General features: G+C 58.1%; 9 protein-coding genes. All 9 read right to left on the bottom strand.

Going from position 1 to position 18,227, the window contains the following annotated elements:
• Positions 1 to 68: 68 nt before the first annotated feature.
• Positions 69 to 3,575, bottom strand: a complete 3,507-nt coding sequence (rpoB, locus tag HMPREF2779_RS04940) for a DNA-directed RNA polymerase subunit beta (protein WP_105360975.1) — start codon at positions 3,573 to 3,575, stop codon at positions 69 to 71.
• Positions 3,576 to 3,832: 257 nt separating this feature from the next.
• Positions 3,833 to 5,329, bottom strand: a complete 1,497-nt coding sequence (locus tag HMPREF2779_RS04935) for an L-serine ammonia-lyase (protein WP_070685652.1) — start codon at positions 5,327 to 5,329, stop codon at positions 3,833 to 3,835.
• A gap of 275 nt (positions 5,330 to 5,604) precedes the next feature.
• Positions 5,605 to 6,723, bottom strand: a complete 1,119-nt coding sequence (gcvT, locus tag HMPREF2779_RS04930) for a glycine cleavage system aminomethyltransferase GcvT (RefSeq protein WP_049353778.1) — start codon at positions 6,721 to 6,723, stop codon at positions 5,605 to 5,607.
• Between the two features lie 172 nt (positions 6,724 to 6,895).
• A complete protein-coding gene (gene gcvP, locus HMPREF2779_RS04925) occupies positions 6,896 to 9,736 on the bottom strand; it encodes an aminomethyl-transferring glycine dehydrogenase (protein WP_105360974.1) in 2,841 nt (946 codons plus the stop codon).
• A 284-nt stretch (positions 9,737 to 10,020) separates the two neighbouring features.
• On the bottom strand, positions 10,021 to 11,241 hold the full coding sequence (locus tag HMPREF2779_RS04920; protein ID WP_070690944.1) for an MFS transporter: 1,221 nt from the start codon (positions 11,239 to 11,241) through the stop codon (positions 10,021 to 10,023).
• A 30-nt stretch (positions 11,242 to 11,271) separates the two neighbouring features.
• The gene (gene narI / locus HMPREF2779_RS04915; protein WP_105360973.1) at positions 11,272 to 12,105 is read right to left on the bottom strand and encodes a respiratory nitrate reductase subunit gamma; all 834 of its coding nucleotides are present in this window, start codon (positions 12,103 to 12,105) and stop codon (positions 11,272 to 11,274) included.
• 26 nt (positions 12,106 to 12,131) lie between these two features.
• The gene (gene narJ / locus HMPREF2779_RS04910) at positions 12,132 to 12,872 is read right to left on the bottom strand and encodes a nitrate reductase molybdenum cofactor assembly chaperone (protein ID WP_005504922.1); all 741 of its coding nucleotides are present in this window, start codon (positions 12,870 to 12,872) and stop codon (positions 12,132 to 12,134) included.
• Positions 12,873 to 12,875: 3 nt separating this feature from the next.
• Complete coding sequence (narH, locus tag HMPREF2779_RS04905; protein WP_005504921.1) at positions 12,876 to 14,489, bottom strand: nitrate reductase subunit beta; 1,614 nt, start codon at positions 14,487 to 14,489, stop codon at positions 12,876 to 12,878.
• On the bottom strand, positions 14,489 to 18,208 hold the full coding sequence (locus HMPREF2779_RS04900; RefSeq protein WP_105360972.1) for a nitrate reductase subunit alpha: 3,720 nt from the start codon (positions 18,206 to 18,208) through the stop codon (positions 14,489 to 14,491). The genes narH and HMPREF2779_RS04900 overlap by 1 nt, the downstream gene beginning before the upstream one ends.
• Positions 18,209 to 18,227: the final 19 nt, after the last annotated feature.

Raw genomic sequence — 18,227 nt, 5'->3', positions numbered from 1 at the left:
TAGCGGGCGGGAACCCCACAACGCACGCGAGCGCATGCGGGGTTCCCCACCCTAGAAGGAGGCGGTGCTTATACCTCGTCGACGGAGCTAGGCTCGTCGTGGGTCAGGCTCACGCCCATATCTTCTGCTGCCCGGAAGCCTTCTTCCTCCGAGTCGCTCATCTCAATAATCTTGCCGTCGGTGGAGAGCACCTCGACGTTCAGGCACAGAGACTGCATTTCCTTGATAAGAACCTTGAAGGATTCGGGGATACCCGGCTCAGGGATGTTCTCGCCCTTCACGATAGCCTCGTAAACCTTCACACGGCCCGCCACGTCATCGGACTTGACGGTCAGGATTTCCTGCAGGGTGTACGCGGCGCCGTATGCTTCCAGCGCCCACACTTCCATCTCACCGAAGCGCTGACCACCGAACTGCGCCTTACCACCCAGAGGCTGCTGGGTAATCATCGAGTACGGACCGGTGGAACGAGCGTGAATCTTGTCATCCACCAGGTGGTGCAGTTTCAGGATGTACTGGTAACCAACCGAAATCGGGTCCGGGAACGGCTCACCGGAACGGCCGTCAATCAGACGTGCCTTACCGGAACGGTTGATCAGACGGTCACCATCGCGGTTCGGGTTCGAGTGGTCCATAAGGTCGAACAGTTCGTCCTCGTGGGCACCGTCGAACACCGGGGTTGCCAGGCGGGTCGGGCCGGATTCCTTCGGGAAGTTCGGCATGTGCTTAAGCCACTCGGGCTCGCCCTCAATCTTCCAACCCTGCTTAGCCAGCCAACCGGTGTGGACTTCCAGAACCTGACCAATGTTCATACGACCGGGCACGCCCAGCGGGTTCAGGATGACGTCCACGGGGGTACCGTCTTCCAGGAAGGGCATATCCTCGATCGGCAGGATCTTGGAAATAACACCCTTGTTACCGTGGCGGCCTGCAAGCTTGTCGCCGTCGGTAATCTTACGCTTCTGTGCCACGTACACGCGGACCAGCTGGTTCACGCCCGGGGGCAGATCGTCCTCATCGTTGCTCTCGCGGTCGAAGATGCGGATACCGATGACGGTACCGGACTCACCGTGAGGAACCTTCAGGGAGGTGTCACGAACCTCGCGAGACTTCTCACCGAAGATTGCGCGCAGCAGGCGCTCCTCGGGGGTCAGCTCGGTCTCACCCTTGGGGGTGACCTTACCAACGAGGATGTCGCCAGCCTCAACCTCAGCACCGATGTGGATGATGCCGCGCTCGTCCAGAGCCGAGAGAACATCCTCGGACACGTTCGGAATGTCGCGGGTAATCTCCTCGGGGCCCAGCTTGGTGTCGCGGGCGTCAATCTCGTGCTCCTCAATGTGAATCGAGGTCAGCACGTCCTCAGAAACCATGCGCTGGGAGAGGATGATCGCATCCTCGTAGTTCAGGCCTTCCCACGGCATGTATGCCACGAGCAGGTTCTTACCCAGTGCCAGCTCGCCGCCGTCGGTGGAGGGGCCATCAGCAATAACGTCGCGGTACTCGACGCGCTGGCCTTCCTTCACCACAACGCGCTGGTTGTAGCAGTTACCCGGGTTCGATCGGGAGAACTTCATGATCGGGTAGGTGGATACAGAGCCGTCGTCGTTACGGACGATAACGGTCTTAGCGTCCACGGAGGAAACCACACCGGGCTTCTTCGCGAGCACGGAGTCACCGGAGTCCAGCGCTGCGTACTTCTCCATACCGGTACCAACCACGGGAGCCTCAGACTCCAGCAGGGGCACAGCCTGACGCTGCATGTTAGCACCCATCAGTGCTCGGTTAGCGTCGTCGTGCTCCAGGTAAGGAATCAGAGCGGTAGCAACAGACACCATCTGGCGCGGGGAGACGTCCATGTACTGAACGGCGCCGGGAGCAACCAGAACAGCTTCGCCAGAACCATCGCCCGCACGGCAGAGAACCTCGTTCTCAGCGAAAGTGCGGTCAGCGTTCAGCGGTGCGTTTGCCTGTGCGATAACAACAGACTTCTCGTCGTCAGCGGTCAGGTAGCGGACCTCATCGGTCACGCGACCGTCAGTCACCACGCGGTAGGGGGTCTCAATGAAACCGAAGGAGTTGATACGACCGTAGGTTGCCAGCGAACCAATCAGACCAATGTTCGGGCCTTCAGGGGTTTCAATGGGGCACATACGACCGTAGTGCGAGGGGTGGACGTCTCGAACTTCCATACCTGCACGGTCACGGGACAGACCGCCCGGGCCCAGTGCGGACAGACGACGCTTGTGGGTCAGACCTGCCAGCGGGTTGTTCTGGTCCATGAACTGCGACAGCTGAGAAGTACCGAAGAACTCCTTGATAGCCGCCACGACGGGGCGGATGTTCACCAGGGACTGCGGGGTGATAGCGTCCACGTCCTGGGTGGTCATGCGCTCGCGAACCACGCGCTCCATACGGGACAGACCGGTACGGATCTGGTTCTCAATCAGCTCGCCCACGGTGCGGATACGACGGTTACCGAAGTGGTCGATGTCGTCGATATCAATCTTGAGGGAGATCTCCTCGCCGTCACGGACGCCGGGGATGCTGGTCTCGCCTGCGTGCAGAGCGCAGAGGTAACGAATCATCTGAGCGATGTCGTCCTGGCTCAGAACGGAAGCCTCGGGGGAATCCATGGGAACGTCCACACCGAGCTTACGGTTCAGCTTGTAACGGCCAACCTTCGCCAGGTCGTAGCGTCGCGGGGTGAAGTACATGTTGTCCAGCAGAGCCTGGGCAGCTTCAACCGTCGGGGGCTCACCCGGACGCAGCTTGCGGTAGATATCCAGCAGAGCCTCGTCGCGGTCCTTGACGGAGTCCTTCTCCAGGGTTGCGCGGATGGAGTCGTACTGACCAAACTCAGCCAGGATCTTGGACTCGGTCCAGCCCAGAGCCTTCAGCAGAACAGTCACGGACTGCTTACGCTTGCGGTCCAGACGCACGCCAACCTGGTCGCGCTTATCAATCTCAAGCTCGAACCATGCACCGCGGGAAGGAATCACGCGGGCAGAGTAAATGTCCTTATCGGAGGTACGGTCCGGAGCCTTCTCGAAGTAAGCACCGGGGGAACGCACCAGCTGAGAAACGACCACACGCTCAGTACCGTTAATAACGAAGGTACCGGCCTCGGTCATCAGGGGGAAGTCACCCATGAACAGGGTCTGCTGCTTGACCTCGCCGGTAGCGAGGTTCATGAATTCAGCCTTAATGTACAGCGGAGCCGAGTAGGTTGCGTCGCGGTCCTTGCACTCCTCAACAGAGTACTTGGGGTCAGCAAACTCAGGCTCAGAGAAGGAGAGCTGCATAGTCTCCTGGAAGTCACGAATCGGGGAGATTTCTTCAAAAATCTCAGCCAGACCGGACTGAGCGGGGACAGAAGTGTCACCAGCAGCCTGCGCCTTCTCCAGACGCTCCGCCCAGCGCTCGTTACCAACGAGGCGGTCGAAGCTATCGGTCTGGATAGCAAGCAGGTTGGGAACCTTCAGCGGTTCGTTAATCTTCGCGAATGAAATTCGGCGCGAGACGTTCTCTGCGCCGTTAGCGGCGTCATGGTTAGAGGTGCTCGAAGCGACCAAAATGGGGATCCTTCCACAGACATGTCTGTTAGCAATCAGCCTCCCGGCGACATTACCGGCGACACGACAACCTCAGCCCCCGAATAAAACGGTGCTCGAAGCTATAGAGTCGGACGGAAAAACGTCACCTTCAGCCCGTGCCCACCGCTATATGAAGGCACAAAGGTTAGGGAAAGCGTAAATACTAACGATACAGGAAGAAAGCCCTTCTGTCTACCACACCCTCATCAGGAGTGCAAACCTGCCACAGCGTGCACCTAGCATTCCACCACATTCACAGCCAAACCACCCATGGACGTCTCCTTATAACGGTGAGACATATCCAAACCGGTCTGACGCATCGTCTCAATCACCTGATCCAACGACACACGGTGCGTACCATCACCACGCAACGCCATACGAGCCGCCGTCACAGCATTCGACGCAGCCATCGCATTACGCTCAATACACGGAATCTGCACCAAACCACCCACCGGGTCACACGTCAGACCCAGGTTGTGTTCCATCGCAATCTCAGCCGCATTCTCAACCTGCTCGGGAGTACCACCCATCACCTGCGCCAAACCAGCAGCAGCCATCGAGGAGGCGCTACCCACCTCACCCTGGCAACCCACCTCAGCACCAGAAATCGACGCGCGCTTCTTATACAGCACACCCACAGCAGCAGACGCCAAGAAGAAATCAACAACCGCCTGATCACGAGCAGCCTGACCGCAATGGCGAATACCCTGCGTGTAATTCATCGCGTAATGCAACACCGCAGGAATAATACCCGCAGCACCATTCGTCGGAGCAGTCACCACACGACCGCCAAAAGCATTCTCCTCATTGACCGCCAAAGCAATCAGATTCACCCAGTCAATAGCGAACTCAGGAGACTTCGAAGGGTCCTCCACCATCAAATCGCGATGCCACGCACCCGCACGGCAACGCACCTTCAAAGGCCCCGGCAAATAACCCACACGCGCCAGAGAAGAGCCAATGCACTCCTTCATCACACGGTAGATATGCAAGATACCGTCACGGACCTCCTGCTCAGAACGCAGAGAACACTCATTCGCCATCTTCAACTGAGCAATCGACAGACCAGACTCATTCGCCATCTCCAGCAGCTCAGCAGCCGAACCAAACGGATACGGAGGGTTCATCAGCGACGCACCACCGGTCGCCTCCTCATCACCCTCAACAATGAAGCCGCCACCAATCGAATAGTAGGTGCGCTCCAACAGCAGCTGCTCGCCCTCAAATGCCGCAATCTTCATACCGTTCGTATGGCGCGGCAAAACAGTCAAAGGACGCAGAGTCATATCCAGCTCACGGTACTTCACCACCGGGCCGTACACCTTCTGCTCCTCACCACCGGGCGCAGTCACACCGTAAGCAGAGGACGGGTAACCAGCAAGCGGCAAAGTACCATCCACGCTATTGCGCTCCATCAACGCCTCAGAATCAGCAATATTGATCGTCTCAGGCACAAAACCGCACAGACCCTTCAACGCCGCGCTCATCGTGCCGTGACCGGCACCCGTAGCCGCCAACGAACCATACAGATCCACGTGCACACCCGTCACACGATTCAGCAGGTCCTCATCGATCAGCTCCGCCACAAAACGATTCGAAGCACGCATCGGACCGACCGTATGCGAGCTCGAAGGACCCACGCCAATGCTGAACATCTCAAAAACACTGATGTCATACGGCAGAGCCTCTGCCTTCTTCTGCACGCTGCTGGGCGCGCTCTGGGTAATAGCCACGTTCTGTCCTTCAAATAAAAATGTCTGTGCACCGCGCCAAAAGATATGCGCCCTTCAACAGAGGAGCCGCCCACCAAGCTACGGTCTATAAGTGCGGACAATCACCTTTGACTGGCCGCTCTAATCCTAACGCACTTCAGAACCAGCACAAACTAAGGCTCAGAACACCTCACACACTCCCCCGCCGCTCAACGCCCACCTCACGGCGCAGAAAAGGCGCCGTGCCCACACAGGACACGACGCCTCTGCCCTACAGATTACCTGCAGAAAAACTCTTACTTCTCACGCTTGTAGAACGGCAGAGCCACAACATCAAACGGAGCACGCTTACCGCGGATATCAACATCCACAGTAGAACCAACCTCAGAGAATTCACGGTTCACCAGCGCCATAGCAATCGGGAAGCCCAGAGTCGGGGAAGGAATACCGGAGGTAACCTCACCGATCTCATTACCCTCAGCATCAACCAGCTTAGAACCGGCACGAGCAGGACGCTTCGCCTGAGCCTTCAAACCAACCAGGATGCGCTTCGACTCGCTCTTAGCCAGCTCAGTCAGAGCCTCACGACCAACGAAGTCAGCCGCTTTCTTCTCCAGAGCGATCTCAACCAGACGGCCCAGACCGGACTCAAACGGAGTAATCTCAAGACCCAGCTCATGACCGTACAGCGGCATACCAGCCTCAAGACGCAAGGAATCACGAGAAGCCAGGCCAGCAGGAATCATACCGAAAGGCTCACCAGCAGCAGCCAGCTTATCCCACAGCTCAACAGCGTTCTCATTCGGAACGAACAGTTCGAAGCCGTCCTCACCGGTGTAACCGGTACGAGCCAGCAGAACATCAACGCCAGCAACAGTCAGCGGCACCGAAGCGTAGTACTTCAGCTCGCGGACAGCCTCCTCATCAGAAACACCAGCAGCCAGCAGAATCTCCTCAGCACGAGGACCCTGAACAGCCACCAGGGAAGTCTGATCCGACTCATTCACGAACTCAACGTTGAAATCACCCAGGCGCTCGCTCATCGCAGCGAAGTCAGTGTCAATGTTCGAAGCGTTCGGAACGACCATGAACTCCTCATCGCCCAGACGGTAAGTAATCAGGTCGTCAATCACGCCGCCCTTGTCGTTGACCAGGATCGAGTACTTTGCCTTACCGACCTTCAGGATGGACATGTTCGACACCAGAGCATAATCCAGGAACGCGCCCGCATCCGGGCCGGTCACACGGAACTCACCCATGTGGGACAGGTCGAAAATACCGGCACGAGTACGGACAGCCTCATGCTCAGCAACGTCATTAGCGTACTTCAGGGGCATATCCCAGCCGCCGAAGTCGGTGAAAGAAGCGCCAAGCTTCTCGTGGACAGAGTACAAAGAGGTCTTCTTGGGGGACATTAGATTCTCCTCACGCACAGCCTTGTGCTGTTATCGTTCAATCGTCGTAGATTTAGTTCACCCCCACAGACACGAGATACGCTGCGGAGGCGGTCCCCACCCGCCCCCAGGAACCTGAGGACGGACGGGGCAGGCAGACCGTTACAGCCCACCCAGGAGCGTTACAGGCTCCTTATGCTTCCAGGTCGAAAGCCTCCATCGGGGGGCATTCGCACACGAAGTTACGGTCACCGCCAGCGCCATCAATACGACCCACCGAGGTGAAGTACTTGTTAGCGCGCAGGCTCGGGACAGGGAAAGCCGCCTGAGTACGGCTGTAGGGGCGATCCCACTCATCAGCGCTCACCACATCAACGGTGTGCGGTGCGTTGCGCAGAACCGAATCCTCCACAGCGACCTTCCCCTCAGCCACCTCAATAATCTCGTCGTAGATGGTCTCCATTGCCTCAATGAAGCGGTCCAGCTCTTCCTTCGACTCAGACTCGGTCGGCTCAACCATCAGGGTGCCCGGAACCGGGAATGCCAAGGTCGGAGCGTGGAAGCCGAAGTCCATCAGACGCTTGCAGACATCCTCAGCAGTCACGTGAGACTGATCGGTCAGCTGACGCAGGTCCAGGATGCACTCGTGAGCGACCAGACCTCCGGGGCCGGTGTACAGCACCGGGTACTTGTCGTTGAGCTTCTTCGCAATGTAGTTAGCGTTCAGAACCGCGTACTGCGAGGAATCCTTCAGACCCTGAGCACCAGTCATCGCAATGTACATCCAGCTAATCGGCAGAACACCGGCAGAACCGAAGAACGCCTGCGAAATCGGCAGTGCAGCATCGTTGGGGAGCTTACCCTCAGCATCAGCGCGGTATGCGTCACCGGGCAGGAACTTCGCCAGGTGCTCACGAACAGCCAGCGGGCCAACACCGGGGCCGCCACCGCCGTGAGGAATGGAGAAGGTCTTGTGCAGGTTCAGGTGCGAAACGTCGCCGCCGAACTTACCGGGCTGAGCGAAGCCCATCTGAGCGTTCAGGTTCGCACCATCCAGGTACACCTGGCCGCCGGCCTCGTGAACCAGCTGGCACACCTCAGCAACCTGTTCCTCAAACACACCGTGAGTGGAGGGGTAGGTAATCATGATGCCGGCAACCTTGGGACCGTACTTCTCGATCTTTACCTTCAGGTCGTCAACGTCAATCGAACCGTCAGCCGCAGTTGCCACACCGGCAACCTTCAGACCAGCCAGAGCAGCAGATGCCGCGTTGGTGCCGTGAGCAGACAGCGGAATCAGGACGGTATCGCGCTCGTGGTCACCGTTAGCCTCATGGTAGGAACGGATAGCGCGCAGACCAGCGTACTCACCGGTCGCACCCGAGTTCGGCTGCAGCGAGATAGCATCGTAACCGGTAATAGCAACCAGCCACTCACTCAAATCCTTAATCAGCTCGTGCCAGCCCTCAGCCTGATCCTCCGGGACCAGCGGGTGAATGTTCGCGAACTCAGGCCAGGAGATGGGCTCCATCTCAGCAGCCGCGTTCAGCTTCATGGTGCACGAACCCAGCGGAATCATGGTGCGGTCAAGCGCCAGGTCCTTATCAGCGAGGTGACGCAGGTAGCGCATCATCTCCGTCTCGGAGCGGTACTTGTGGAAAATCGGGTGCTGCATGTACTCATCGGTACGCAGCAGCTCAGCGGGCAGATCGTACTGTGCATCTGCCTCGCCCAGGGTGCCGCCCAGAGCCTCGACCAGGCCCTTGAGCAGTTCCTCACCGTGAGACTCACCCACGGAAATACCGACGCGGTTCTCGTCGAAGCGGCGGATGTTCACGCCAGCTTCCAGAGCCTTCGCAACCAGCTCGTCGGCACGGCCAGCAGCCTCCACCACGACGGTATCGAAGAAAGTATCGTGAGCGATACCGTAACCCGCAGCCTTCAGCGCGGTAGCAACACGAGCGGCGTTAGTGTGCAGGCGGTTCGCGATAGCGCGCAGACCCTCAGGACCGTGGTACATCGCGTAAGCGCCAGCAACAATCGCCAGCAGAGCCTGAGCAGTACAAATATTGGAAGTAGCCTTCTCACGGCGGATGTGCTGCTCACGAGTCTGCAGAGCCAGACGGTACGCAGGCTTACCGGCAGAGTCCTTAGAAACACCCACCAGACGGCCAGGCATGGTGCGCTCCATACCCTTGTGAACAGCCATGTACGCAGCGTGGGGGCCACCGAAGAAGAAAGGCAGACCGAAACGCTGAGTGTTACCCACAGCAATATCAGCACCCAGCTCACCCGGGGACTTCAGCAGGGTCAGAGCCAACAGGTCAGCGACCACAGTGACCAGGGCGTTACGCTCCTTAGCAACCTTAATCAGCGGCTCAATATCGCGAATATCGCCTTCATTGCCGGGGTACGCCAGGACGATACCGTACAGGTCGCCCTCGGGCAGGCCCTCAGAGAAATCAGTAATGACGAAGGGAATGCCGAGCATCTCTGCACGACCGCGAGTCACCGAAATAACCTGAGGCAGGCAACGGGAGTCAATAGCAAAGAAGCCGTTCTTCACCTTGCGGTTCGCACGGTGCATCATGACAGCTGCTTCAGCCACTGCGGACGCCTCATCCAGCAGGGAGGAGTTTGCAATCTCCAGGCCGGTCAGCTCCATCACGGTGTTCTGGAAGTTCAGCAGAGCCTCCAGACGGCCCTGAGAAATCTCAGCCTGGTACGGGGTGTAAGAAGTGTAGAAACCGGGGTTTTCCAGAATGTTACGGCGCAGAACCGCGGGAGTTACTGCATCGTAGTATCCGGCACCAATCATCTGGGCGAGAACCTTATTCTTCGCAGCATAGCCGGCAATCTTTGCCTGAGCCTCATGCTCCGACAGCGGAGCAGGCAACTGCAATTCGCCGTCAAGGCGAATCTGGGAGGGGACGACAGCGTCCATCAGCGCATCCAGGGAAGAGTATCCCAGGGTTTCGAGCATCTGCTCTGCGTCTGCGGAACGGGGGCCGAGATGACGATCAATAAAGGACATAGGATTCTCCTATTGGTCGGCGCAAACCGTAGAGGGGTCACGTCGCGTTATTGCGACGAGTCGAACGCTTTAAGTGTCCCACATCTCCGCAAAGTTTCGCTAGCTTTACCAACATTTGACATGCCCAAACATCAGACTCTTCTGCCCCGACAAAGCTCACCCCTGTTAGACGAAAAACAGTAGAAAAGCACAAAGCCCGGCTCGTCCTCTCCGAAGAGAAAACGAGCCGGACTCAGTCAAAGCAAACTTCACATACATCCCGCAGAAGGATGTATTAGAAGACCCTACTTAGCGTGGTTGGGCTTGCCACCGTGCGGCACGAGGAATGCCGACAGAAAGGCGAGGAACGCGGTCACGGCCAGCAGCATCAGACCGATGAAGTAGTTGTTCTCAGCCTGGTTGTAGGTTGCACCCATCACCAGCGGCGGGAAGAAACCACCCAGAGCGCCAGCAGCAGCAACCACACCGGACACCGCACCAACGTTCTTCGGATCAGCCGCACGAGCCACCCAGCCGAAGACCGAGCCGTGGCCCAGACCCAGAAGAGCAGCCATCAGGATGAAAACAGCACCATACACGTGCTCAGCATCAGGCTGGAACGCGGTAATAACTGCCAGGATCACCACACCACCCAGGGAGATGAGGGTGATAATCTTCGGACCGAACTTATCAGCCAGCACACCACCGAAGGGACGAGCAATCACAGCAGCAACCGCAAAGCCAGCCGCACGCATACCAGCGTCGTTAGCGTTGAAGTTGTAGATGTTGCTCAGGTAAGTAGGCAGGTAGTTCGAGAATGCCACGAACGCACCGAACACAACAGCGTAGAGGAAGCACAGCTGCCAAGTGGTCTTCACCTTGAATGCCTGAACAATCTTCGGCATCAGCGGAGTAACCTCACGGCCGATGGTTGCCGGGGAATCCTTCAAGAAGAAGAAAGAGATAGCAGCGGTTACAGCACAGATAACAGCAATCAGAACGTGAGTCTGGAAGTAACCAATACCCTGCACCAGGCGGGGGGTAGCGAATGCAGAAATTGCAGTACCCACCATGCCGGCACCGAACACACCGGTCGCAAAACCCTTCTTGGAAGCGTCATACCATGCGGAACTGAAGGGAATACCCACAGCGAACACGGTACCCGCAATACCCAGGAAGAATGCCACAACAAGCAACATGGGCAGCGAGTTCATCTGACCAGCAACACCAACCAGGAAGACCAGGGGTGCGCTAATCGCCAGAACAGCGGTGAACATAATACGACCACCGTAGCGGTCAGTCAGACCACCAACGGGAATACGGCCGATAGCGCCGATGAAAATCGGCATAGCAACCAGAAGGCTGGTCATACCAGCGTCCAGGTGCATCTGCTTTGCGTACATCTTCGCCAGCGGGCCAACGATGGTCCATGCCCAGAAACCAATGGTAGAGACGAAGGTAGCCAGCAGAACGTTACGGAGCTGACCATTCTTTAGGTCGTAGCTCGGTGCAGCAGGGGTGCTCATATTTCCTCTTTTGCAATATGGATATGTGTATTAGCGGTCGGCGCGCTCACGCGGGAGAGTACCAACCGGATCCCAACCTCGACGTGCACCAACACGCTGGCCGCCACGAGAGCGGTACACGGTGTAGGGGCGGAAGAGGTAGTGCAGGGGCACAGTCAGTGCATGCACCAGGCGGGTAAACGGCCAAATGATGAACAGAACCATAGCCACCACGATGTGAATCTTGAAAGCCACAGGAATATTCACCATCAGAGCCACCTCAGGGTGGAAGTAGAACAGCGAACGGAACCACACAGAAATGGTCTCACGGTAGTTGAAGTGAACCTCGTGACCATTCACCGGAGGCAAACCACCCGAGGGGTTCACTGCCGAAATTAGAGTAGCCGCAGTACCGGCGAGAATCACCAGAACCAAAACGATATACATGAAAACGTCATTACGAGTGGTAGCCGAACGCACACGAGAGTTCGAAGCGCGGCGACCAATCAGAACGAACATACCAACAATGGTTGCGACCGCAGCAACAGAACCGCCAACCAGCGCCACAATGTGGTAAGTGTCTTCCGAAACGACCAGGTCGGTGAATGCCTTAGGCACCACCAGACCACCAACGTGGCCAAGGAAAACGGCCGCAAGACCGTAATGGAACAGGGGCGAAGCGATGCGCAACAGCTTCGATTCATAGACCTGGGACGAGCGGGTAGTCCATCCGAACTGGTCAGTACGGTAACGCCAAATGGTGCCACCAATCAGAATGACCAGTGCAACATAGGGCAGAACGCCCCACAGCAGGATGTCAACAATACCCGGATCGACTACAGCCTGTGCAGCATGTCCTGCGTTCTCAGAAGCAAGTACGTACACGTGTTGTCTCCTCACAAGGGATAAAACTAGTTAGAACGAGCCGAAGCCTGCTGGAGCAGCTGATGATCAGCGTAGCCATTCAGGCCAACAGTCTCGACGGGAGGGCCGTAGCCAGCCATCTTCTGGACCTCCTCCTGAGTCTGCGGAGAGACGCCAGGAAGGGTATCGCAGATGCTCTGCAACAACCCGTAGTGGGGCAGATTTCCGTCCTTCATGGACAGACGAAGAAGCTCAAGGGACGGACGGTACGCCTGCAAAGCGGAACGGCCCTTACGGCGATCCACCAACGCACAGAACTCCAGCACCAACGGCAGGTAGTCCGGAAGCTCACCATTCAAAACGGTCAACATACCGGAGTCGCGGTACATCTGCTTGAAACGCAGAAGAGTCTCACCACGGCGGCGGGTATCACCATCGGTCCAGTAGGACAGATGTAGAGAATGACGACGCGAAAGGTCGTACTCCTGCACGTACTCGGACTGCACATCCTCCAGGTCCTTAGAAGTCAGCCACTGCTGAACCGCATCAACGGCAGCAATGAAAGCCTCATCCTGGGTGGAAGCGGTAATCTCCACCAGTTCAGGCAGAACCTTCAGAGTCTCCTCATCGGGGTAGCCCAGGAGCATACCGCTCACCTGGTAGATCACCGAGTCCTTATCCTCGCCGGGACCGTAATCGATATCAAACGGGTTCTCCGGCTGAGCCGGCTCCGAGACAGTAGCCTCGGAACCGGCCTTACCCATGAGCTTGGAAAAGAATCCAGCCACTTATTACTTCTTTCCGGTGGTATTCGGGAAGAGGCCGTCAGGACGGGAAGAACCGTCCCAGCTGAACAAGCTGACCTTGTTGTTAGCCTCGTAGACACCGGTGGACACGGGGGTCGGGCGACCCTCCATGTCGTTGAACGCATCGCCGTACATGCCGGGTCCGCCATCCACGCTCAGGGAGCAGCCCATTTCCTCAAGGTTGTGGGCGTCTTCCATGTGAGCCTTCGGAATGACGTAACGCTCGTTGTACTTAGCGATAGCCATCAGGCGGTACATCTCGTACACCTGCTGACCAGTCATGCCAACTGCCTGAGCAATCTCCTCGTTGCCTTCGCCACCGAGGTTGATGTCACGCATGTACGAACGCATCGCAGCCAGGCGGCGCAGAACGTTAGTAACAACCTCAGTGTCACCAGCGGTGAACAGCTCAGCCAGGTACTCAACCGGAATACGGAGAGACTCAATAGCGCCGAACAGGTTGTTGCTGTTCTCTGCATCGTGGCCCTGCTCCTTGAGCAGGTCAACAATCGGAGACAGCGGCGGCACGTACCAAACCATCGGCATGGTGCGGTACTCGGGGTGCAGGGGCAGAGCCACCTTCCACTCCTTCGCCAGCTTGTACACGGGCGACTTCTGAGCTGCAGTAATCCACGCATCGGGGATGTCGTTCTTACGAGCCTGCTCAATCACAGCCGGATCCGAAGGATCAAGCATCAGCGACAGCTGAGCCTCGTAGAGATCCTTCTCGTCCTCAACCGAAGCAGCCTCAGTCACGCGGTCTGCATCGTAGAGGAAGATACCGATGTAGCGCATACGACCAACACAGGTCTCAGCACACACGGTCGGAATACCAGCCTCAATACGGGGGTAGCAGAAGGTACACTTCTCAGCCTTACCCGTCTTGTGGTTGAAGTACACCTTCTTGTAGGGGCAACCGGTGATGCACTGACGCCAACCACGGCAACGGTCCTGGTCAACCAGCACGATACCGTCCTCAGCGCGCTTGTAGATAGCGCCGGAGGGGCAGGAAGCCATGCAGGAGGGGTTCAAGCAGTGCTCACAAATACGAGGCAGGTAGAACATGAAGGTCTGCTCGAACTCGAACTTAATCTTGTCCTCAGCCTTCTTGCGAACCTTCTCAACCAGCGGGTCCAGGTGACCGTACTCGGTCGCACCAGCCAGGTTGTCGTCCCAGTTCATACCCCACTCGACCTTGGTGTCCTCACCGGTGATGAGGGAGACCGGCTTAGCAGCCGGGAAGTCATCACCCAGAGGAGCACTGGTCAGGTTCTGGTAATCGTAGGTCCAGGGCTCGTAGTAGTCGTTCAGCTCGGGCTGAATCGGGGAAGCGAAAATCGTGAAGAGCTTCTGGAAGCGGTTACCGCTCTTGAGCTCCAGACGACCGCGCTTGTTCAGCACCCAGCCGCCCTTCCACTTCTCCTGATCCTCGTAACGGCGGGGGTAACCCTGGCCGGGACGAGTCTCAACGTTGTTGAACCAGACGTACTCGGTACCGGCTCGGTTCGTCCATGCCTGCTTACAGGTCACGGAGCAGGTGTGGCAGCCGATGCACTTATCGAGCGCCATCACCATAGCAACTTGTGCCATAACGCGCATTAGAAAGTTACCTCCTGGGACTTACGGCGACGGATGTACGAGACGATGTCTCGCTGGTTACCGGTCGGTCCAAGATAGTTGAAGGCGAACGCCTGGTGAGCGTAGCCACCAATCATGTGGGTGGGCTTCAGAAGAATACGGGTCACCGAGTTGTGAATACCACCGCGCTTACCGGTGACTTCAGACTTCGGGCTAACCATACGCTCCTGAGCGTGGTAGACGAAGCAGACGCCCTCAGGCATACGGTGAGATACAACCGCACGGCCCACGAAGACACCGTTGGTGTTCACACACTCAATCCACTCGCCGTCCTTGACGCCAATCTTGTCAGCATCCTGCGGGCTCATCCACGCAGTCGGACCACCACGGAACATGCTCAGCATGTAGTGGTTATCGAAGTACTGCGAGTGAATTGCCCACTTGTTGTGCGGGGTCAGGTAGCGGACAGCAACCGAAACACCATCGGTAGTACCGAGCTCAGGCTCGTTGTACAGGCCGGTCATATCCAGCGGCGGACGGTAAATCGGCAGAGCCTCGCCCATTTCGTGCATCCAGTCGTGGTCGAGGAAGAAGTGCATACGGCCGGTCAGGGTGTGGAACGGCTTCTTCTTCTCGATGTTGACGGTGAACGGAGCGTAACGGCGACCACCGGTCTCCGAACCGGACCACTCGGGGGAGGTCATCACGGGCTGCGGTGCGGCCTGGGTCATAGGGAAGGTGATACGACGTTCCTCGTTACCTTCTGCCAGGTCCATCAGGTGCAGACCGGTCTGCTTCTCAAGCTCCTTGAAGCCCTTGACAGCGACCTCACCGTTGGAGGTACCGGAAATCATGAGGATTGCTTCAGAAATCTTCACGTCGGTATCCAGTGCCGGACGGCCTGCGCCCTTACCGGAGTCCATCACGCCGAATTCCTTAGCCATCTTCGCGACTTCGTCCTTCAGGTCGTAAGTGATGAACTTGGTGGTTGCACCGAGCTTATCGAACAGCGGGCCAACGGTGGTGTACATGTCGTACAGTGCGCCGTAGTCGCGCTCGACGGTGACGAAGTTCGGCATGTTCTTGCCGGGTACGCCCACCATACCGGGGGTGTTCTTCCAGTCGGGTGCGTGACCGCCGGGCTGAGCAATCTGGCCGGGGGTGTCGTGCAACAGCGGGACCGAAACGATGTCCTTACGGACGCCGAGGTGCTTCTTAGCCAGGCGGCTGAACTCAAACGCCAGTGCCTTGAAGGTCTCGTGGTCGGTCTTTGCCTCCCACGGCGGGTCAATTGCCGGGGAGAACGCGTGCAGGAACGGGTGCATATCGGTCGAGGAGATATCGTGCTTCTCGTACCAGGTAGCAGTCGGCAGAACGATGTCAGACAGCAGGGTCGTGGAGGTCATACGGAAGTCCGAGGTGACCAGCAGATCCAGCTTGCCCTGAGGCGCGTCCTCAACCCACTTCACTTCGTTCGGCAGCTTCTCCGAGTCGGAGCCCTGGACGTTGTCCATGCTACCGACCAGGTGCTTCAGGAAGTAGCTCTCACCCTTAGCGGAGGAACCGAACAGGTTCGAACGCCACAGGGTCAGGGTACGAGGCCAGTTGACGGGGTTGTCAACGTCCTCAACGGAGAACTCCAGGTCACCGGAGTTCAGGCGCTGTGCAATGTAGTCCGCGTTCGAGGAAGCCTCGCCGCGTGCCACTGCCTGCTCTGCCTTGTCTGCCAGATCCAGCGAGTTCTCGGGGAACTGCGGGTAGAACGGCATCCAGCCCATACGGGTAGAACGTGCCACAACGTCAGCAGTGTGAACATCGCGCAGCTCGCCCTTAGCCAGCGGGGACTGCAGGTAGTCGGTGGAGTATGCGTCCTGACGGAACTGGTCAGTGTGCATGTACCAGAAGCCGGTACCGATCATGTGACGCGGCGGGCGGCTCCAGTCCAGAGCGTTCGCAATGTTGGTCAGACCGGTCAGAGGACGTGCCTTCTCCTGGCCCACGTAGTGAGCCCAACCGCCACCGTTACGGCCCTGGCAACCGGTCAGGTTCAGCAGAGCGAGGATAGCGCGGTAGGTGGTGTCAGCGTGGTACCACTGGCAAATACCTGCACCGAAGATGACCATGGAGCGACCGCCGGAATCCAGGGCGCTCTTGGCGAACTCGCGGGCAACGCGAATAACAGCCTCGGCGGGGACAGAAGTAATCTGCTCCTGCCATGCCGGGGTATTCTGAACGTTCCAGTCCTCGTAGTCCTTAGCCCAGGTACCGGGCAGACCCTCACGGCCCACACCGTACTGTGCCAGCATGATGTCGAAGACGGTAGTAACTTCGTGACCATCAACGTAGGTTACGGGCACGCCGCGGGTAATGACGTCGCCGTGGCCCTTCGGGTTATCGAAGGTCGGCATCTTAATCTCAACCGCTGCGGACTGGCCCTGAGGCAGGTCGCGAATCGACAGAATCGGCTTACGACCCTGCAAATCCAGGTTCCACTTGCCCTGGTCTTCCTGAGCGTAACGGTGACCCATGGTGCCGTTGGGCACGAAGACCTCGCCAGTCTCGCGGTCCATCAGGACGGGCTTGAAGTCAGCGTTCGGCTGCTCAGCCTCGCCAGCGAGCTTAGCTGCAGTCAGGAACTTGGAGGGAACCTTAATGCCGTCTTCACGGGTTTCCAGGGTGACCAGGAAAGGAAGGTCGGTGTAGGTCAGGGAGAAGTCCTCGAAGAACTCGACACGCTGGTCGACGTAGTTCTCCTTAAGGATGACGTGGCCCATCGCCATTGCCAGTGCCGCGTCGGTACCTGCCTGGGCGGGCAGCCACTCGTCAGCGAACTTGGTGTTGTCGGCGTAGTCGGGGCTCACGGTGACAACCTTGGTACCGCGGTAGCGGACCTCGGAGACCCAGTGAGCATCCGGGGTACGGGTCAGCGGAACGTTTGCACCCCACATGATGAGGTATGCAGCGTCCCACCAGTCGCCGGACTCGGGAACGTCGGTCTGGTCGCCGAAGACCTGCGGGGAAGCCACGGGGAGGTCAGCGTACCAGTCGTAGAAGCTGGTCATGACGCCACCGGCCAGCTGGATGTATCGAACACCCGCGCTGAAGGACGCCATGGACATTGCCGGAATCGGGGTGAAGCCGGTGTTACGGTCGGGGCCGTAGTACTTGATGGTGTGCACGTGAGCAGCAGCCATCAGCTCGAGAGCCTCAGCCCAGGTCGAGCGCACCAGACCACCCTTACCGCGTGCGTTCACGTAGCGTGCACGCTTGGCGGGGTCGGACACGATGGAGTGGAAGGCGTCCACGGGATCGTTGTGGATTGCCTTCGCTTCGCGGTACATCTCCAGCAGGAGACCGCGAACGTAGGGGTACTTAACGCGAGTGGGAGAGTAGGTGTACCACGAGAATGCTGCACCGCGGGGGCAACCGCGGGGCTCGTACTCGGGGCGGTCGGGACCAACCGAGGGGTAATCGGTTTCCTGTGCTTCCCAGGTGATAATGCCGTCCTTGACGTACACCTTCCAGGAGCAGGAGCCGGTGCAGTTCACGCCGTGGGTAGAGCGAACTTCCTTATCGTGGCTCCAACGGTCGCGGTAGAAGGCGTCACCTTCGCGGCCGCCTTCACGGAAGACGGCGCGGCCGTCTTCAGTCTCATCCCAGCGGGAGAAGAACTTACCGAACTTGATCAGCTGATCGGTAAGGGGGCCGTCCGGGCCCTTAATCTGTGATGCTTGTTCCATACTGCCCAATATATCGGAA

The sequence above is a fragment of the Rothia sp. HMSC069C03 genome (assembly GCF_001811075.1).
Taxonomy (GTDB): Bacteria; Actinomycetota; Actinomycetes; order Actinomycetales; family Micrococcaceae; genus Rothia; species Rothia mucilaginosa.
The sequence above is the reverse complement of the archived record's forward strand: the minus strand, read 5'-3'. Positions and strand labels throughout refer to the sequence as shown.